The organism is Planomonospora corallina, from assembly GCF_042650625.1.
Taxonomy (GTDB): domain Bacteria; phylum Actinomycetota; class Actinomycetes; order Streptosporangiales; family Streptosporangiaceae; genus Planomonospora_B; species Planomonospora_B corallina.
The window spans coordinates 1-16,002 of the sequence record NZ_JBHSBM010000008.1 but is presented as its reverse complement, the minus strand read 5'-3'; the positions used below and the strand labels follow the sequence as shown (position 1 = coordinate 16,002).

The 16,002-nt window shown below is 71.7% G+C and carries 13 protein-coding genes; 11 read left to right on the top strand and 2 right to left on the bottom strand.

Going from position 1 to position 16,002, the window contains the following annotated elements:
- Positions 1 to 11: 11 nt before the first annotated feature.
- Positions 12 to 1,412 carry a CCA tRNA nucleotidyltransferase gene (locus ACFOWE_RS02080; protein ID WP_377285024.1) on the bottom strand — a complete coding sequence of 467 codons (1,401 nt, stop codon included), beginning with the start codon at positions 1,410 to 1,412 and terminating at the stop codon, positions 12 to 14.
- A gap of 161 nt (positions 1,413 to 1,573) precedes the next feature.
- Between ACFOWE_RS02080 and ACFOWE_RS02075 the strand changes: the two genes are divergently transcribed.
- The 8 genes from ACFOWE_RS02075 (at position 1,574) to trxA (ending at position 10,899) form a co-directional block, all read left to right on the top strand.
- A complete protein-coding gene (locus ACFOWE_RS02075; protein ID WP_377285023.1) occupies positions 1,574 to 2,095 on the top strand; it encodes an aminoacyl-tRNA deacylase in 522 nt (173 codons plus the stop codon).
- Between the two features lie 46 nt (positions 2,096 to 2,141).
- Complete coding sequence (locus tag ACFOWE_RS02070) at positions 2,142 to 4,307, top strand: hypothetical protein (protein WP_377285022.1); 2,166 nt, start codon at positions 2,142 to 2,144, stop codon at positions 4,305 to 4,307.
- A gap of 101 nt (positions 4,308 to 4,408) precedes the next feature.
- Positions 4,409 to 6,016: a murein biosynthesis integral membrane protein MurJ gene (murJ, locus tag ACFOWE_RS02065; protein WP_377285021.1), complete on the top strand. Its 1,608-nt coding sequence runs from the start codon at positions 4,409 to 4,411 to the stop codon at positions 6,014 to 6,016.
- Positions 6,017 to 6,209: 193 nt separating this feature from the next.
- The gene (locus tag ACFOWE_RS02060; protein ID WP_377285020.1) at positions 6,210 to 7,757 is read left to right on the top strand and encodes a serine/threonine protein kinase; all 1,548 of its coding nucleotides are present in this window, start codon (positions 6,210 to 6,212) and stop codon (positions 7,755 to 7,757) included.
- Between the two features lie 182 nt (positions 7,758 to 7,939).
- Positions 7,940 to 8,530, top strand: coding sequence for an RNA polymerase sigma factor SigM (gene sigM, locus ACFOWE_RS02055; RefSeq protein WP_377285019.1), 591 nt, complete (start codon positions 7,940 to 7,942; stop codon positions 8,528 to 8,530).
- Positions 8,520 to 9,419: an anti-sigma factor family protein gene (locus tag ACFOWE_RS02050; protein WP_377285018.1), complete on the top strand. Its 900-nt coding sequence runs from the start codon at positions 8,520 to 8,522 to the stop codon at positions 9,417 to 9,419. Before sigM ends, ACFOWE_RS02050 begins: the two co-directional genes overlap by 11 nt.
- Before the next feature lie 124 nt (positions 9,420 to 9,543).
- Positions 9,544 to 10,476, top strand: a complete 933-nt coding sequence (gene trxB, locus ACFOWE_RS02045) for a thioredoxin-disulfide reductase (RefSeq protein ID WP_377285017.1) — start codon at positions 9,544 to 9,546, stop codon at positions 10,474 to 10,476.
- 99 nt (positions 10,477 to 10,575) lie between these two features.
- Positions 10,576 to 10,899: a thioredoxin gene (trxA, locus tag ACFOWE_RS02040; protein ID WP_377285016.1), complete on the top strand. Its 324-nt coding sequence runs from the start codon at positions 10,576 to 10,578 to the stop codon at positions 10,897 to 10,899.
- 253 nt (positions 10,900 to 11,152) lie between these two features.
- Here the strand turns inward: trxA and ACFOWE_RS02035 are convergent, their stop codons facing one another.
- Positions 11,153 to 11,758: a GNAT family N-acetyltransferase gene (locus ACFOWE_RS02035; RefSeq protein ID WP_449301195.1), complete on the bottom strand. Its 606-nt coding sequence runs from the start codon at positions 11,756 to 11,758 to the stop codon at positions 11,153 to 11,155.
- Between the two features lie 321 nt (positions 11,759 to 12,079).
- Here ACFOWE_RS02035 and ACFOWE_RS02030 point away from each other — a divergent pair, with 321 nt between their 5' ends.
- The 3 genes from ACFOWE_RS02030 to ACFOWE_RS02020 all read left to right on the top strand — a co-directional run bounded on the left by ACFOWE_RS02030 (position 12,080) and on the right by ACFOWE_RS02020 (position 15,799).
- On the top strand, positions 12,080 to 13,312 hold the full coding sequence (locus ACFOWE_RS02030; protein ID WP_449301196.1) for an aminotransferase-like domain-containing protein: 1,233 nt from the start codon (positions 12,080 to 12,082) through the stop codon (positions 13,310 to 13,312).
- Between the two features lie 282 nt (positions 13,313 to 13,594).
- A complete protein-coding gene (locus ACFOWE_RS02025) occupies positions 13,595 to 14,551 on the top strand; it encodes a D-alanine--D-alanine ligase family protein (protein WP_377285013.1) in 957 nt (318 codons plus the stop codon).
- A 195-nt stretch (positions 14,552 to 14,746) separates the two neighbouring features.
- Positions 14,747 to 15,799 (top strand): threonine aldolase family protein, encoded by a 1,053-nt coding sequence (locus ACFOWE_RS02020; RefSeq protein ID WP_377285012.1) that lies wholly within the window; start codon positions 14,747 to 14,749, stop codon positions 15,797 to 15,799.
- The last annotated feature ends 203 nt before the right edge of the window (positions 15,800 to 16,002 follow it).

Below are 16,002 nucleotides of genomic sequence, written 5' to 3'. Positions count from 1 at the left end.
GACGGCCGGGTTCAGCCGGGCAGCACGCCGTTGGCCCGCGCCCACCCCAGCAGGGCCTCGGTGGCGGCCTCCTTGCCGACGACGCCCTCGTCCATGCGCATGTCGAGGAGGAACTTGTAGGCGCGGCCGACGGTCGGCCCCGGCGGGACGCCGAGGATCCGCTGGATCTCGTTGCCGTCCAGCTCAGGACGGATCTTGCCGAGCTCCTCCTCCTCGGCCAGCCGGGCGATGCGCGCCTCCAGCTGGTCGTAGGTCCGCGACAGGGCCTGCGCCTTGCGCCGGTTGCGGGTGGTGCAGTCGGCCCGGGTGAGCTTGTGCAGCCGGTCCAGCAGGTGCCCGGCGTCCCGGACGTAGCGGCGGACCGCCGAGTCCGTCCACTCTCCCGTGCCGTAGCCGTGGAAGCGCAGGTGCAGCTCGACCAGGCGGGAGACGTCGGCCACCACGTCCTTGGGGAACTTCAGCTCCGTCAGGCGCTTCTTCGTGATCTGGGCGCCGACCACCTCGTGGTGGTGGAAGGAGACCCGGCCGCCGGGCTCGTGCCGGCGCGTCTTGGGCTTGCCCACGTCGTGCATGAGAGCGGCCCAGCGCAGGATGCGGTCGGGGCCCTTCTCCTCCAGGTCGATCGCCTGCTCCAGCACGATCAGCGTGTGCTCGTAGACGTCCTTGTGCCGGTGGTGCTCGTCGATCTCCAGCCGGAGCTTGGGCAGCTCTGGCAGGACGTGCGCGGCGAGCCCGGACTCGGCCAGGATCTGCAGCCCCTCGCGCGGGTGGTCGCCGCAGATCAGCTTGTCCAGCTCGTCGCGGATGCGCTCGGCGGAGACGATCTCGATCCGCCCGGCCATCATGGTCATCGCGGTCAGCGCCGCCGGGTCCACGGTGAAGCCGAGCTGGCTGGCGAAGCGGGCGGCGCGCAGCATGCGCAGGGGGTCGTCGTCGAAGGACCGCTCCGCCGGGCCGGGGGTGCGCAGGACCTTGGCGTGCAGGTCGTCCAGGCCCCCGTGCGGGTCCTCGAACTCCCGGCCGGGCAGGCGCAGCGCCATGGCGTTGACCGCGAAGTCGCGCCGGGCGAGATCGCCCTCCAGCGTGTCCCCGTAGACCACCTCGGGCTTGCGCGACTTCGGGTCGTACGACTCGCTCCGGTAGGTGGTGATCTCCAGCAGCCAGTTGCCCTTGCGCGCGCCGACCGTGCCGAAGTCGATGCCGACCGTCCAGATGGAGTCGGCCCAGTCCCGGATGAGCTCCAGGACGGTCTCGGGCCGCGCGTCCGTGGTCAGGTCGAGATCGTTGCCGATCCGGCCGAGGAAGACGTCGCGGACCGAACCGCCGACCAGGGCGATCTCGTATCCGCGTGCGGCGAACAGCTCGCCGAGCTCGTCGGCGATCGGCGCGATCTTGCGGAACAGCTCGGCCATACCGCGCCGCTGGCTCTCAGACAGATTCGAAAGGGACAAACCGGGTAGGTCCTTCGGTTCAGGGAACACGTTCCCCACTAGGGAGACGCCGTACAGCGATCACCAGGCTACGTTCAGCCGCGGTCCGGGTGGAGCCGAACCCCGAGGCAAGGAGGACCTGTATGAAGGATGCCCTCGCGATCCACCGCTGGCTCCTCGCGCACCAGATCCATCATGAGATCGTACGCCTTCCCCGCATGTTGACGAGTGCGGAGGAGCTGCCCGAGGTCCTGTCCGCCGACCCGGCCTCCTGCGTGGGCGTCACCGTCTTCGAGGTCACCACCCGGCTCGGCCCGGAGGTCGTCGCGGTCGTCGCCCCCGTCGGCGCCCCGCCCCGCTCCGGGACCGTCGGCGGCGTCCTGGACGTGCGCCGGGTCCGGCCCGCCTCGGCCTTCACCGTCAACTCCGCCACCGACTACGCCGCCGGGCTGATCTGCCCGCTGCTGCTCCCCACAGGCCTCACCGTGCTCGTGGACGAGCGGCTCACCCGGATCGGCGGCCCCGTGCACACCCCCACCGGGGAACGGCACGCGGCACTCCGGATCGACGCCGGCGACCTGCTGGAACTCGTCCCCGGGAAGATCGTCGACCTCTCCGTCCCCCGCCCCCGGGGGGAACCCATGACAGCCCGCCTCGTCGGATAGGCCATAGCATTGCGGGCGTGCGCCGTTTTTCACCCTTGGCCGGCACGTGATCCGCAAGCCCGCGCTGCTCGCCGTCGTCCTCGCCACGCTGCTCTCCTTCGCGGCGGTGGCCACTGGCGGCACGGTGAACGCCGCGACGAGCACGAGCCGCCAGACCCTCCAGCTCGCGATCGAGTCGATCAGCCCCGAGGTGCCCCGGGAGCCGACCGCCGAGATCAAGATCTCCGGCTCCATGAGGAACACCGGCACCGAGCCGCTGACCGGCCTGCGCTACCGGCTGCTCTACTCCGCGCAGCCGTTCACCCGCCGGGCCGACATGGCGGCCTATCTCGCCGGGCAGGAGGGATACCAGCCGACCGGGCTGCGTGAGGAGAAGTGGCTCCAGCAGCCCCTGGGCGGCGCGGCCGCGACGCCGTGGGAGTTCGTCCTCACCCCGCAGCAGCTGGGCCTGTTCCGGTTCGGCGCGTACCCGCTGACGGTCGAGGTGCGCGACGCCTCCTGGCAGCAGGTCGCGGTCCAGCGCACGTTCGTGACCTACCTGCCTCCCGACGCCGAGGCGCCCCGGACCCGCGTCGCCATGGTCCTGCCGATCATCGACCAGCCGCACCGGGCCGACGACGGCACCTTCCTCGACGAGAAGCTCCCCGCCTCCCTGGCCGACGGCAAGCGCCTCGGCAACCTGCTGAAGCTCGCCCAGGAGACCGCCTCGGCCAAGGGCGTCACCTGGATGGTCGATCCCGCGCTGCTCGACGACGTCCGGGCGGCGGGCAGGGCGCACCGGGTGAAGTCCGGGGACCGGACCGTGAGCCGGCCCGCCGACGCCGCCGCGGCCAGGTGGCTCGGTGACCTGCGCACCGCCCTGGCCTCCGCGCCCGTGGCGGTCACCCCCTACGCCGACCCGGACGTGGTCTCCCTGGCCCACAACGGCCTCGACAGCGCTCCCCGGACGGGGGTGCAGGCGGCCGGGAGGGTCGGCAGGGAGATCCTCGGGCGCGCCGTCACGACCGACGTCAACTGGCCGGTCGGCGGGCTGCTCGACCACGACGGGCTGGACCTCCTGGCGACCGCCGGGGTCGGCACCGTGCTGCTGAGCCAGGCGAACCTGCCGCCCGCCGCGCCTCCCGGCACGGCCCCCGGCACCGCGCCCGCCACCACCCCGCACGCCGCCGCCACCCTGCAGAGCGTGAGCGGCCCGGTCAAGGCCCTGGTCGCCGACCCGGCGCTGAGCGACGTCATCGGCGCGGACACCTCCGCGCCCGGCGCCGCCCTGCTGAACCGGCAGCGGTTCATCGCGGAGACCGCGACGATCAGCGCCGAGCCCGTCACCTCCTCGCGAAGCGTGCTCGTCGTCCCGCCTCGCCGCTGGTCGCCCGATCCGGGCCACGTGGCCGAGCTGGTGCGCACGGCCTCCTCCCTGCCCTGGCTGACCCCCACGACGCTCGACGCGATCAAGCCCGGCAAGACCGACCCGCCCCGCGTCGACCTCGTCTACACCACGCAGCACCAGCGCGCGGAGCTCAGCAAGAGCTACCTCACCGGCGTACGGCGGGTCAGCGGGCGTGCGAGCCTGGCCACCGCCGTCACCCCGGACGACGACGCGGCCGACGACTCCGGCACCTACAACCTGGCGCTGCTGCGGCTGGGCTCCACCGCCTGGCGGGGCCGGACCGAGACCGCCAAGTCGTACGTCGACCGGCTCCGGAGCACGATCGACGACCGGATCGGCCAGGTGCGGATCATCGGCAGCGAGCAGACGGAGCAGCTGCGCACCCTGGCCGGCGACGACGGCGAGGTGCCGATCAGCGTCCGCAACGAGCGCAGCGATCCCGACAGCACGGTCGTGGTCCGGGTCAAGGTGACCTCGCAGCGCCCCGGCAGGCTGGAGATCGGGGAGTACGACGGCCGGATGGTCATCGCCGGCGGCCAGACCCAGACCGTCCGGGTCCCGATGTCCACCACGGGCGTCTCCGGCGGCCAGACCACGGTCGTGGTCCAGCTCACCACCGACGACGGCCGCGCGTACGGCCAGCGTGTGCGGATGACCGTGCGGACCACCGGCTACACCGGGATCGCCCTGGTGATCGTGGGCGCGGCCCTGCTGGTGATGCTGGCCGCCGTGACCTTGCGCGTGCTGCGCCGCAGGGGGGCCCGGCGGACCGCGGCCGCCGCGCCGAAACCACGCGAGAGCGTGCCCGCGGGCACGGAGTCCTGAAGCACGCGGGTCCGGGGGAGGTCCCCGGGAGTTCGTGAGGGCCTGCGGCGCGTCCCGCGCCGGAGCGCCCGACCAGCGGAGGAAGAGGCAGAGGAAGCGGCATGAGCAGGGTCCTGCGCGCGAGCGCGATCATGGCGGCGGGGACGCTGGTCTCCCGCGTCACGGGCTTCGCCCGGTCGGCGGTGCTCGTGGCGGCGCTCAGCAGCGGCCCCATGGGCGACGCCTACAACATCGCCAACGCGATCCCGTTCATCCTGTTCGACTTCCTGCTCGGCGGGATCCTCAGCAGCGTCGTGGTCCCGTCGATCGTGCGCCGCCAGCAGAGCGATCCCGACGGCGGCCGGGCCTTCGAGCAGCGGCTGATGACGGTCGGCACGGTGGCGCTGGTGGTGCTCACCGCGGCGGCGGTGCTGCTCGCCCGGCCGCTGATCGAGCTCTACACCGACGCCGGCTGGAGTGCCCGGCAGACCGAGGTCGCGGTCGTCCTGGCCCGGTACGTGCTGCCGCAGATCGCCTTCGTCGGCCTCGGCGCGATCGCCGGGGCGATCCTCAACACCCGCGACCGCTTCGCCGCCCCGATGTGGGCGCCGGTGCTGAACAACGTCGTGATGATCGGCGTCCTGGTCCTCTACCTGGTGACGGCCGGGAAGCCGGGCGCGGACGTCGAGACGGTGAGCGACGCCGACCTGGCGCTGCTCGGGCTCGGCACCACCGGCGGGATCGTGGTCCAGTGCCTGGTGCTGATGGTGGCGCTGCACCGGGCGGGCTTCCGCTTCCGGCCCCGGTTCGGCCTGCGCGGCACCGGGCTGGGCGAGATGGGCCGGACCGCCTTCTGGGGCGTCGTCTACGTGCTCGTCACCCAGATCACCTTCTGGGTCACCATGAAGATCTCCACCGGCGCGGGCGGGGAGGTCGAGGGCGCGGGCAACACCGCCTACGCGCAGGCGTTCCAGCTCTTCCAGCTCCCCTACGGGATCATCGCGGTCTCGGTGATCACCGCGATGCTGCCCCGGATGAGCCGGTCGGCGAACGCCGGCGACCTCGGCGCGGTCCGCGAGGAGTTCGCCTCCGGGGTCCGGCTCGTCTCGGTGCTGCTGGTGCCCGCCGGGCTGCTGCTGATGGTGCTGGGGCCGGCGGTGGCCGTGCTGATCTTCTCCTGGGGCAACAACGACACCGAGAACGCGATCTACATCGGCAACGTGCTGCAGGTCTTCGGCCTGGCGCTGGTGCCGTTCTCGCTCTTCCAGCTCCTGCTCCGCGTCTTCTACGCCTTCGGCGACACCCGGACCCCGGTCTTCATCGGGGTGGGCAACGCGGCGGTGAGCATCACGCTCAGCGTGCTGGCCGCCGCCGTCCTGCCGCCCCGGTACGTCGTGATGGGCCTGGCCGGCGCGCTCGCCGCCGCCTACACGACGGGCACCGCGGTCGCCTGGGTCCTGGCCTCCCGCCGCACCCGCGGACTGAACGGGCGCGTGGTGGGCACGGGGCTGTCCCGGATGTACACCGCGGCCCTGCCGGGCACGCTGCTCGCTCTCGGCGTACTCTGGATCACTCAGGAGTCGGTCGGCCTGACCCCGCTCGGCTCCGTCGTCATGCTCGCCGCGGGTGGCGGGCTCGGCCTGGCGCTCTACCTGGTCATCGCCCACCGCATGCGCATCCCCGAGGTGAGCTCGATCGTCGGGCTGGTCACAGGACGGGCACGGCGGTGAGCCGGAGGTTTTCCCCCTCCGTCCGGTAGGCAGAACACGGGGGGAACGGTGCGGCACTACCATGGTGCGAACGTGTGACGACACGCGGCGAGTGGAAGCAGGAGGGCGTGGGCGGATCCACCCGGCATCGTGCGATGTGGTCCGGCGTGCCCGCCGGACGCGGCGCCGACACGTTCCCAGTTTCGGAGAGTTCATGAGCACCTCCTCGGCGATCGAGCCCGGCACGAAGCTGGCCGAACGGTTCCGGCTCGAAGACCGCGTTCACGAGTCCAACGGGGCCACGCTCTGGAAGGCCATCGACGAGGTGCTCGCCCGGCCCGTCGCCGTCCACACCTTCGGTCCCGACTTCCCGCGCATCGACGAGGTGGTCTCGGCCGCCCGTACGGCCAGCCGCCTCACCGACCCCCGGCTGACCCAGGTCTTCGACGCCACCGAGGACGAGGGCTGCTCCTACGTCGTCAGCGAGTGGGTGACCGGGGAGAACCTCGCCGACCTGGTCGCCGCCGGGCCGCTGGAGCCCGATCGGGCCGCCGCGCTGGTCGCGGAGGTCGCCGAGGCGCTGGTCCACGCCCACGAGGCCGGCGTGCCCCACCTCTGCCTGACCCCCGAGCACCTGGTGTGGACGGCGGGCGGCACGGTCAAGCTGCTCGGCCTCGGGGTCGACGCCGTCCTGGCCGACGTGGTGCACGACAGCATGAGGGTCGAGGACGCCGCCCGGGGCGACGCCGAAGGGCTCGGCCGCCTGCTGTACGCCGGGCTGACCGGTCACTGGCCGGGTGAGGACACCCCCGGCGGGTTGCCCGTCGCCCCCATGTCGGGCGGGCACTTCTGCACGCCGCGCCAGGTCACCGCCGGTGTGCCCGGCTACCTCGACACCATCGTCTGCCGGGCGATCCTGCCGGAGAGCAAGCGCGGCCAGGCCCCGCTGACGAGCCCCGCGGAGGTCGCCGAGGCGCTCAGCTCCGTGCCCCGGCCCGCGCCCATGCCCATGCCCATGCCGACGCCTCCCGCGCCCGTGGTGACGGCCTCCCGCTCCGAGGGCCTGGAGGTCGCCGACTCCCCGCAGCGTCCCCCCACGCCGCCGACGCTCCCGCCGTACCAGCCGATCCACCGGCCGCCCGTTTCCGGAGGCGGCGGGATGCTCGGCAAGGTGGCCGTCGGAGTGGTCGTGCTGCTGGTCATGGCGGCCGTCGGCCTGGGCGCCTGGACGCTGGGCCGGAGCATCGGCAACGCAGGCGGCGGCTCGGACGCCACCGTCAGCGCCGCGCCCACGCCCACCTCGAAGGCCCCGGCCACCCGCGAGGTGAAGCCCGGATCCGCCCAGGGCTTCGACCCGATGGGCGACGACGGCGACGAGCGCAGCGACCTGGCGCACCTGGCGCTGGACGGCAAGCCCTCCACCGAGTGGTACTCGCAGTCCTACAACTCCGCCGACTTCGGCCGGTTGAAGACCGGGGTGGGCCTGCTGATCGACCTGAAGAAGAGCGTGACCGTCACGGAGGTGACCGCCGACTTCGGCCCCGTCTCCGGCGGCGCCATGGAAGTGCGGGTGGGCGAGTCCAAGAGCCTGGACGCCCTCGGCAAGGTCGCGGAGATCTCCGGCCTCGGAGGCAAGAAGACCCTCTCCGTCAAGTCTCCGAAGCAGGGCCGCTACGTCCTGCTCTGGTTCACCGAGGCCCCTCCCCACCAGGGCAGGTACCGTGCGCAGGTGAACGAGGTGAAGATCCGCGCGGTCAAGTGACCGGTGGGGCGAAACCAGTCTGATTTGATCTATTTTGCCGTTCTCCTTGCCGATCATGTGAGATTCCATGGCACCATCTATCTCGTAGAGGTGTTCTCCCGGACCGGCACAGCAGGACTTTCCTTGTGAATTCCCCACCCGATATCCCGCCGACGGCGGGCCGGCAGACGGCACGGACGAGCATGTCCGACGCCGATCTGCTGACCCGGCACATCGCCGGGGACCCGCACGCTTTCAGCGAAATAGTCAAGCGCCACCGAGACCGCATGTGGGCGGTCGCCCTGCGCACGCTCGGCGATCCCGACGAGGCGGCGGACGCCGTGCAGGACGCGTTCGTCTCCGCCTACCGCAAGGCGGAGAGCTTCCGCGGCGAGGCGGCCGTCACCACGTGGCTGCACCGCATCGTGGTGAACGCCTGCCTGGACCGCATGCGCCGCAAGGCCGTACGGCCCGTGGCCGACGACGAGCTGATCGAGGCCGCCGAGCGCGACACGCCGGTCCCCGACCAGACGGCCGAGCGCGAGGTCTCCATGGAGGTCTCCTCCGCGCTCAAGCTCCTGCCGGCCGACCAGCGGGCGGCGCTGGTGCTCGTGGACATGATGGGCTACTCCGTCGAGGACGCGGCCCAGGTCCTGCAGGTGCCGAGCGGAACGGTGAAGAGCCGGTGCGCGCGAGGCCGCGCGAAACTTGTCCCCATTCTTTCCCATCTGCGGAACCGATCCGACCGATCTCGCGTCTCATCGGCGAAGGGAGCAGAACTTCGTGACGGGTGATACGCACTACGATCTGGAGGTCCTGGCCGAGCTGGCCGAGGGCCTCCTCGACGCCGCCACGGCCATGCGGGTTCGCGAGCATCTCGCGATCTGCGATCCCTGTGGCGAGAGCCTCGCCGACCTCGCAGCGGTCCGCGAGCTCCTGGCGGCGACGCCTACCCCTGCGATGCCGATGGGAGTCGCACTCCGCATCGACCGCGCCCTGGCCGCCGAGGCCGAGAACTTCCGTGGAGGTGCAATCGGGCTGGTGGAAGCACCGGCCTGGGACGACATGATGCGTGACGCGCCGTGGGAGACGGCGCCCCTCCCGCAGGAGGAGCCGGTGGTCCTGCCGGAACGCGAGGCCCGGCCGGAGCCCGTGCGGCTGGGGGTCGTCGGCGACGACGGCACCGTCACCCCGGTGACCCCGTCCCGGCGGCGCGCCGCCGCGGCGCGGCGCCGCTGGGCGATGCCCGCGGCGGTGGCCGGAGTGGCGGCGGCCGTGGTCGGCGCGACCGTGGTGGCGACGAGCATGCTCTCGGCGACCGGCCCGGAGCGGGAGCAGGTCATCGCCCAGCCCGCACCGGCGACCTCCACGGCCGACTACCAGCTGACCGCCAGCAACTGGAACTACACCGACCAGGAGCTGCGCGGCTCGCTGATGGAGTACATCAGCCCCGCCCCCATCGCACGGGACACCTCCGACAGCTCCCAGCTGGCCCGCTGCGTGCAGCAGGTCTCGGCGAAGGTCGGCAAGGCCCCGTTCGCGGTGGACCAGGGTTACTACAACGGCCAGGAGGCCAACATCGTGCTGTTCTGGCACAACGAGGCCAGGAACCAGGTGCGCGTGCACGTGGTCGGCCCGTCGTGCGAGACGGTGCGCAAGCCCGCCCTCGCCGGCTGGAAGTAACCTCCGCACGGACATCGCAGGCCCGGTACGGATCCGTCCGTACCGGGCTTGCGCGCCTTCGGGAATCACCGACGCCTAGGATCTGTTGTTGCGACCGGCAACAGCAGAGGGAAAGGCGCAACGCGTGATGGACGTCCGGAATGTGATCATCATCGGATCGGGTCCCGCCGGTTACACATCGGCTGTGTACTCCGCGCGCGCCGAACTCAAGCCCCTGGTCTTCGAGGGCTCGGTCACCGCCGGCGGCGCGCTGATGAACACCACCGAGGTGGAGAACTTCCCCGGCTTCCCGGACGGCGTCATGGGCCCCGACCTCATGGACGGCATGCGCAAGCAGGCCGAGCGCTTCGGCGCCGAGCTCGTCGCCGACGACGTGGTCGAGGTCGACCTGACCGCCGCCCCCAAGGTCGTCAAGACCGCCACCGGCACCTTCTACGCCAAGACCGTCATCCTCGCCACCGGCTCGGGCTACCGCGAACTGGGCGTGCCCAACGAGAAGCGGCTCTCCGGCCGCGGCGTCTCCTGGTGCGCCACCTGCGACGGCTTCTTCTTCCGCGGGCAGGACATCGTGGTCGTCGGCGGCGGTGACACCGCCATGGAGGAGGCCACCTTCCTCACCCGGTTCGCCAACTCGGTGACCGTCGTCCACCGCCGGAACGAGCTGCGCGCCAGCAAGATCATGCAGGAGCGCGCGTTCGCCAACGACAAGATCCGCTTCGTCTGGGACAGCGAGGTCGTCGACGTCCTGGGCGAGGAGAAGGTCAGCGGCGTACGGCTGCGCAACATCCGGACCGGCGAGGAGAGCGAGCTGGCGGTCACCGGCCTGTTCGTCGCCATCGGCCACGACCCCCGCACCGAGCTGGTCAAGGGCCAGGTGGAGCTCGACGACCAGGGCTACATCAAGGTCGACGCCCCCTCCACCCGCACCAACCTCGACGGCGTCTTCGCCGCCGGCGACGTCGTCGACCACACCTACCGTCAGGCGATCACCGCCGCGGGCACCGGCTGCTCTGCGTCGCTGGACGCCGAGCGCTGGCTGGCCGAGCACGGCGACTGAGCCGGCGGCCCGTCCCCACGACTCCGGCCGCCCGCCAGGCCCGGCGGCCGGATCGCCGACCGAACTTCAGACCGACCATCCGACGACAGGAGTGATGAAGTGGGCGACATCAAGAACGTGACCGAGGCGAGCTTCGAGGCCGACGTGCTCAAGAGCGACAAGCCGGTCCTCGTGGACTTCTGGGCCGAATGGTGCGGCCCGTGCCGCCAGGTCGCGCCCATCCTGGAGGAGATCGCCAAGGAGCACGGCGACAAGCTGACGATCGTCAAGCTCAACGTCGACGAAAATCAGGCGATCGCCGGCCAGTACGGCGTACTCCAGATCCCGACGATGAACGTCTATAAGGGCGGAGAGGTCGTGAAGCAGATCATCGGCGCCAAGCCGAAGGCCATGCTGCTCCGCGAGCTCGAGGGCATCATCTAGGAGCCTGCTGGCTGGGGCTCCCGGAGAGCCCCCTGCGGCCGCCGCTCCCCACGGCGCCGGCCGTACCACCCGCTTCCGAGCGGCACACCCACCAGAGAGCCCCCTCCTTCCCCCGAGGGGGCTCTCGTGCGTTCCCGGGGGCCGCCCACGGGAACGGGAGCTCCCCCCACCCGCGACCCCGCCCGCCATCCCGGCTGCCTCGGCCTGGAGCGCTCACGGACGCCGATGAGGCGTCGGCGACGCTCAGAACGCCTCAGACAGGCCGCAGAGCCCTCTCCGGGTTCATGGAGCCCAGCAGCCTCTCCAGCGCCACCTCGACGTCCTCACGCCACGAGACGGCGCTCTTGAGCTCCAGCCGGAGCCGGGGGAAGCGCAGGTGCGGCCGGACCGTCTTGAAGCCGACCGCGAGGAGATAGTCGGCGGGCATCACGCAGGCCCCCGGCTGCTCCCACTTCAGGTCGCCGAACGCCTCGATCGCCCGCACCCCGCGCCGGGTCAGGTCCTTGGCCACCCCCTGGACCAGCATCCGGCCCAGACCGCCGCCGGAGAACTCGGGGATGATGTGCGCGGTCATCAGCAGCACGGCGTCGGCACTGACGGGCGAGGTCGGGAAGGCCGCCGAGCGCGGCACGTAGAGCGGCGGCGCGTACAGCACGAAACCGGCCGGGGCGCCGTCCACATAAGCGATCTTGCCGCAGCTGCCCCACTCCAGGAGCGTGGCCGAGATCCACGCCTCCTTCTCCAGGCCCGGATCGCCCGACTCCACCGCCCGGTCCCCGCTGACCGGATCGAGCTCCCAGAAGACGCACCGGCGGCAGCGGCGCGGCAGGTCGTCCAGGTTGTCGAGAGTGACGTTCACCAGCCGACGCGACACCTGTTGGCCCCAATCGCGTGCGAGACGAGTGCCCAGGCCTTCCTGGCCACGGCGGGAAAACCCGCGAAAACGGCTCCCCCAGCTGGCATCGTAGCCCAGCGAGGGGCGTCGTTTCAGGGCTCCGATCCCCCACGGGGAGTACAGGTGCCCCTGACGTACCCTGGTTTACCTAGCTTGAGCACGTTGTGCTCCCATACGACGAGGAGGTGGACCGTGCCCCAGGATTCGGATCACGGTCGGACCGTCGCGGCCCACGGGTCGCGCATCGATGCCTACGTCGACCGGTACGCCGCACGAGCTACCGAGATGGTCGCCTCCGAGGTCCGAGCTCTCTTCGCCGTCGCATCGAGGCCCGAGGTGGTCTCGCTGGCCGGCGGCATGCCGTACGTCACCGCCCTCCCCCTGGACGTCGTGGGAGAGCTCGTCGCCGACCTCGTGGCCCGCCGCGGCCCGGTCGCGCTCCAGTACGGCTCCGGCCAGGGAGACCCGCACCTGCGCGAGCAGATCTGCGAGGTCATGCGCCTGGAGGGCATCGAGGGCCACGCCGACGACGTCGTGGTCACCGTCGGCTCGCAGCAGGCCCTCGACCTGATCACCCGCATCTTCATCGACCCGGGCGACGTCATCCTCGCCGAGGGCCCCTCCTACGTCGGCGCGCTGGGCACCTTCGCCGCCTACCAGGCGAAGGTCGTGCACATCGCGATGGACGACGAGGGCATCATCCCCGAGTCGCTGGCGCAGACCATCTACGCGCTGCAGACCGCGGGCAGCCGGATCAAGTTCCTGTACACGATCCCCACCTTCCACAACCCCGGCGGGGTCACGCTCAACACCGAGCGCAGGACGCAGGTGCTGGAGATCTGCCAGCGCGCCGGCGTGCTGATCGTCGAGGACAACCCGTACGGCCTGCTCGGCTTCGACGGCGAGCCCATGCGGGCGCTGCGCGCCGACAACCCCGACGGCGTCGTCTACCTCGGCTCGTTCTCCAAGACGCTCGCCCCCGGGTTCCGGGTGGGCTGGGCGCTCGCCCCGCACGCCATCCGCGACAAGCTCGTGCTCGCGATGGAGTCGGCGGTGCTCTCGCACTCCGTCTTCACGCAGCTCGCCGTGGGGCAGTACCTCACCACCCAGCCGTGGCGCGAGCAGATCAAGGCGTTCCAGGAGCTCTACCGGGAGCGCCGGGACACCATGCTCTCCGCGCTGGAGTCCCTGATGCCCGACGAGTGCACCTGGACGCGGCCGAGCGGCGGCTTCTTCGTCTGGGCGACCCTTCCCGAAGGGCTGGACTCCAAGGCCCTGCTGCCCCGCGCGGTGGCCGAGCGGGTGGCGTTCGTGCCGGGCACCGGGTTCTTCGCCGACGGCAGCGGCGCCCGCCACATGCGGCTGTCCTACTGCTACCCGGAGCCCGAGCGCATCCGCGAGGGGGTGCGCCGGCTGGCCGGGGTGATCGAGCAGGAGCTCCAGCTCCGCGACACGTTCGGCACCGGCACCTTCCCCGGCCACATCGGAGTGGACACCCCGGGCCCCGACCTGGCGTAGGTCTCCCTCCGGCGGGCCCCTGTCACGCGGGCCCGCCGGAGGGAGGCCGCGGCGCGGAGCCGGAAACGGCGCCCGCGTCCTGCCGCCGGAGCACGGGCACCGTGTGCGGACCCGGCCGCTCCGCCCGCCACTCCTCCCCCCCCCGGCGGCCCGCCACCTAGGTCACCTCCCTCGCCGTGCCGTACGGTGACATCCGACGTTGTCGTTCGACAGATCGACCCGATCAGTGAGAAGAGCGGCTCGGCGGACTCGGCACGGGCCTTGAGGAGAAGGTGTTTTCGGATGAGTGATCTTGGCCACGTGCTCGTCCTGGCCGGTGGGCTGTCCTACGAGCGGGAGGTCTCGCTGCGCTCGGGCCGCCGGGTCAGCGACGTGCTGCGTGCGGCGGGCGTCTCCGCGGAGACGTGTGACGTCGACGCCGCTCTCGTCCCCCGCGTGCTGGCCGACCCGCCGAGCGCGGTCTTCGTGACGCTGCACGGCGGCGCCGGTGAGGACGGCGCCATCCGCTCCGTGCTCGACCTCCTCTCCGTGCCCTACGTCGGCGCCCGGTCCGAAGCCTGCCGGATCGCCTTCGACAAGCCCACCGCGAAGACCGTCGTCCGCCAGGCGGGCCTGCGCACCCCCGAATCCGTGACCCTGCCGAAGGAGACGTTCCACGACCTCGGCGCATCCGCCGTGCTGACCCGCATCGTGGAGCGGCTGGGACTCCCCCTGTTCGTCAAGCCGTCCCGCGGCGGATCCGCGCTCGGCGCCTCGATCGTGCGCACCGCCGAGGATCTGCCCTCCGCCATGGTGGGCTGCTTCGCCTACGGCGACACCGCCCTGATCGAACGCTACGTCGAGGGGGTCGAGGTCGCCGTCTCCGTGGTCGACCTCGGTGACGGCCCCGCCGCCCTGCCCCCGGTGGAGATCGTCCCCGACAACGGGGTCTACGACTACGCCGCCCGCTACACCGCCGGCCGGACGGAGTTCTTCGCCCCGGCGCGGCTCTCGCCGGAGGCCGCCGCCGCCTGCGCCGAGATGGCCGTGACCGCCCACACCGCCCTGGGCCTGCGCGACCTCTCCCGCACCGACCTCATCGTCGACGGGGACGGGCGGCCCCACTTCCTCGAGGTCAACGTCGCCCCCGGCATGACGGAGACCTCCCTCTTCCCCATGGCCGTCGAGGCCTCCGACCGGGATCTCGGCTCCATCTGCCGTTCCCTGCTGGAGCAGGCCGCCACCCGCGGCGCCGCCTGACCCGCCCCCGCCGGGCCGCACCTCACGGGTACGGCCCGGCGGCCGTCCGAACGCCACCGACCGGCAGGCCGAGGACACAGGGACGGCCCGGCCGGCTGAACAGCCGCCGTCCGCCCGTGCGCCACCGGCCGTCCGCTTCAGGCCTCCTCCACCCCACCCGATCACCCGGAGAACCGGCTCCCATACGCTGGCTCTGTGCTGACCTCCACCCTCTTTCCCAAGAGCTTCGCCAGCGACAACCACGCGGGAGTGCACCCCAAGGTGCTCGCCGCCATCGCCGACGCGAACACCGGAGACGCTCCCGCCTACGGCACCGACCCGTGGACCGCGGCGATGGAGGAGGCGTTCCGGGAGCACTTCGGCGGCCAGGCGACGGCCTATCCGGTCTTCAACGGCACCGGCGCCAACGTCGTGGCGCTGGGCCTGGCCCTGCGCCCCTACGACTCCGTGCTCTGCCCGGTCACCGCGCACATCAACACGCACGAGTGCGGCGCGGCCGAGCGGGTCCTGGGCGCCAAGCTCGTCCCCCTCCCCACGGACGACGGCAAGCTCACAGTCGACGCCGTCCGTGGGCACCTCTCCGTCCTGGGGAACACCCAGTACGCCCAGCCGCGCGTCATCTCCATCTCCCAGGTGACCGAGTGCGGCACCGCCTACACCGCCGACGAGATCGCCGAGCTCGCGGACTTCGCCCATGCCCACGGACTCTTCCTGCACATGGACGGTGCCCGCCTCGCCAACGCCGCCGCCGAGCTCGGCTGCTCGATGCGGGCCCTCACCACCGACGCGGGTGTGGACCTGCTCAGCTTCGGCGGCACCAAGAACGGAGCCATGGGCGCGGAGGCCCTCGTCGTCCTCCGCCCCGAGCTGGACGGCCCCGCCCTGTTCCTGCGCAAGCAGGGGATGCAGCTCGCCTCCAAGATGCGCTTCGTCTCCGCCCAGCTGACCGCGCTGCTCACCGACGAGCTCTGGCATGCCAACGCCGCCCACGCCAACGCCATGGCCCACCGTCTCGCCGACGGCGTCACCGACCTCCCGGGGGTCTCCCTGCGCTACCCGGTGCAGTCCAACGCCGTCTTCCCCGCCCTCCCGGAGAAGGCCATCGCCGACCTCCAGCAGCGCTACCTCTTCCACATGTGGGACGAGACAGAGAACGTGGTCCGCTGGGTGACCTCCTTCGACACCACCCCCGACCACGTCGACACCTTCGTCGCCGACATCCGCACCGCCGTCAAGGCGTGCTCCTGACGCTCCCGCCGGGAGCCGAGCGGCTGTTTCACGTGAAACACGGACGCCTCCTCCCGGTCCGTGTTTCACGTGAAACATCTCGCCCATCGCCCCTCGCCAGGTTTCACGTGAAACATGGCTCGCACGGAGCACGCCTCATTCGTCGCTCCTGCTCTTCCGTGCGGAGCCGATCTTCGCCGGTGGCCGTACGGGTTCGGCTTGGC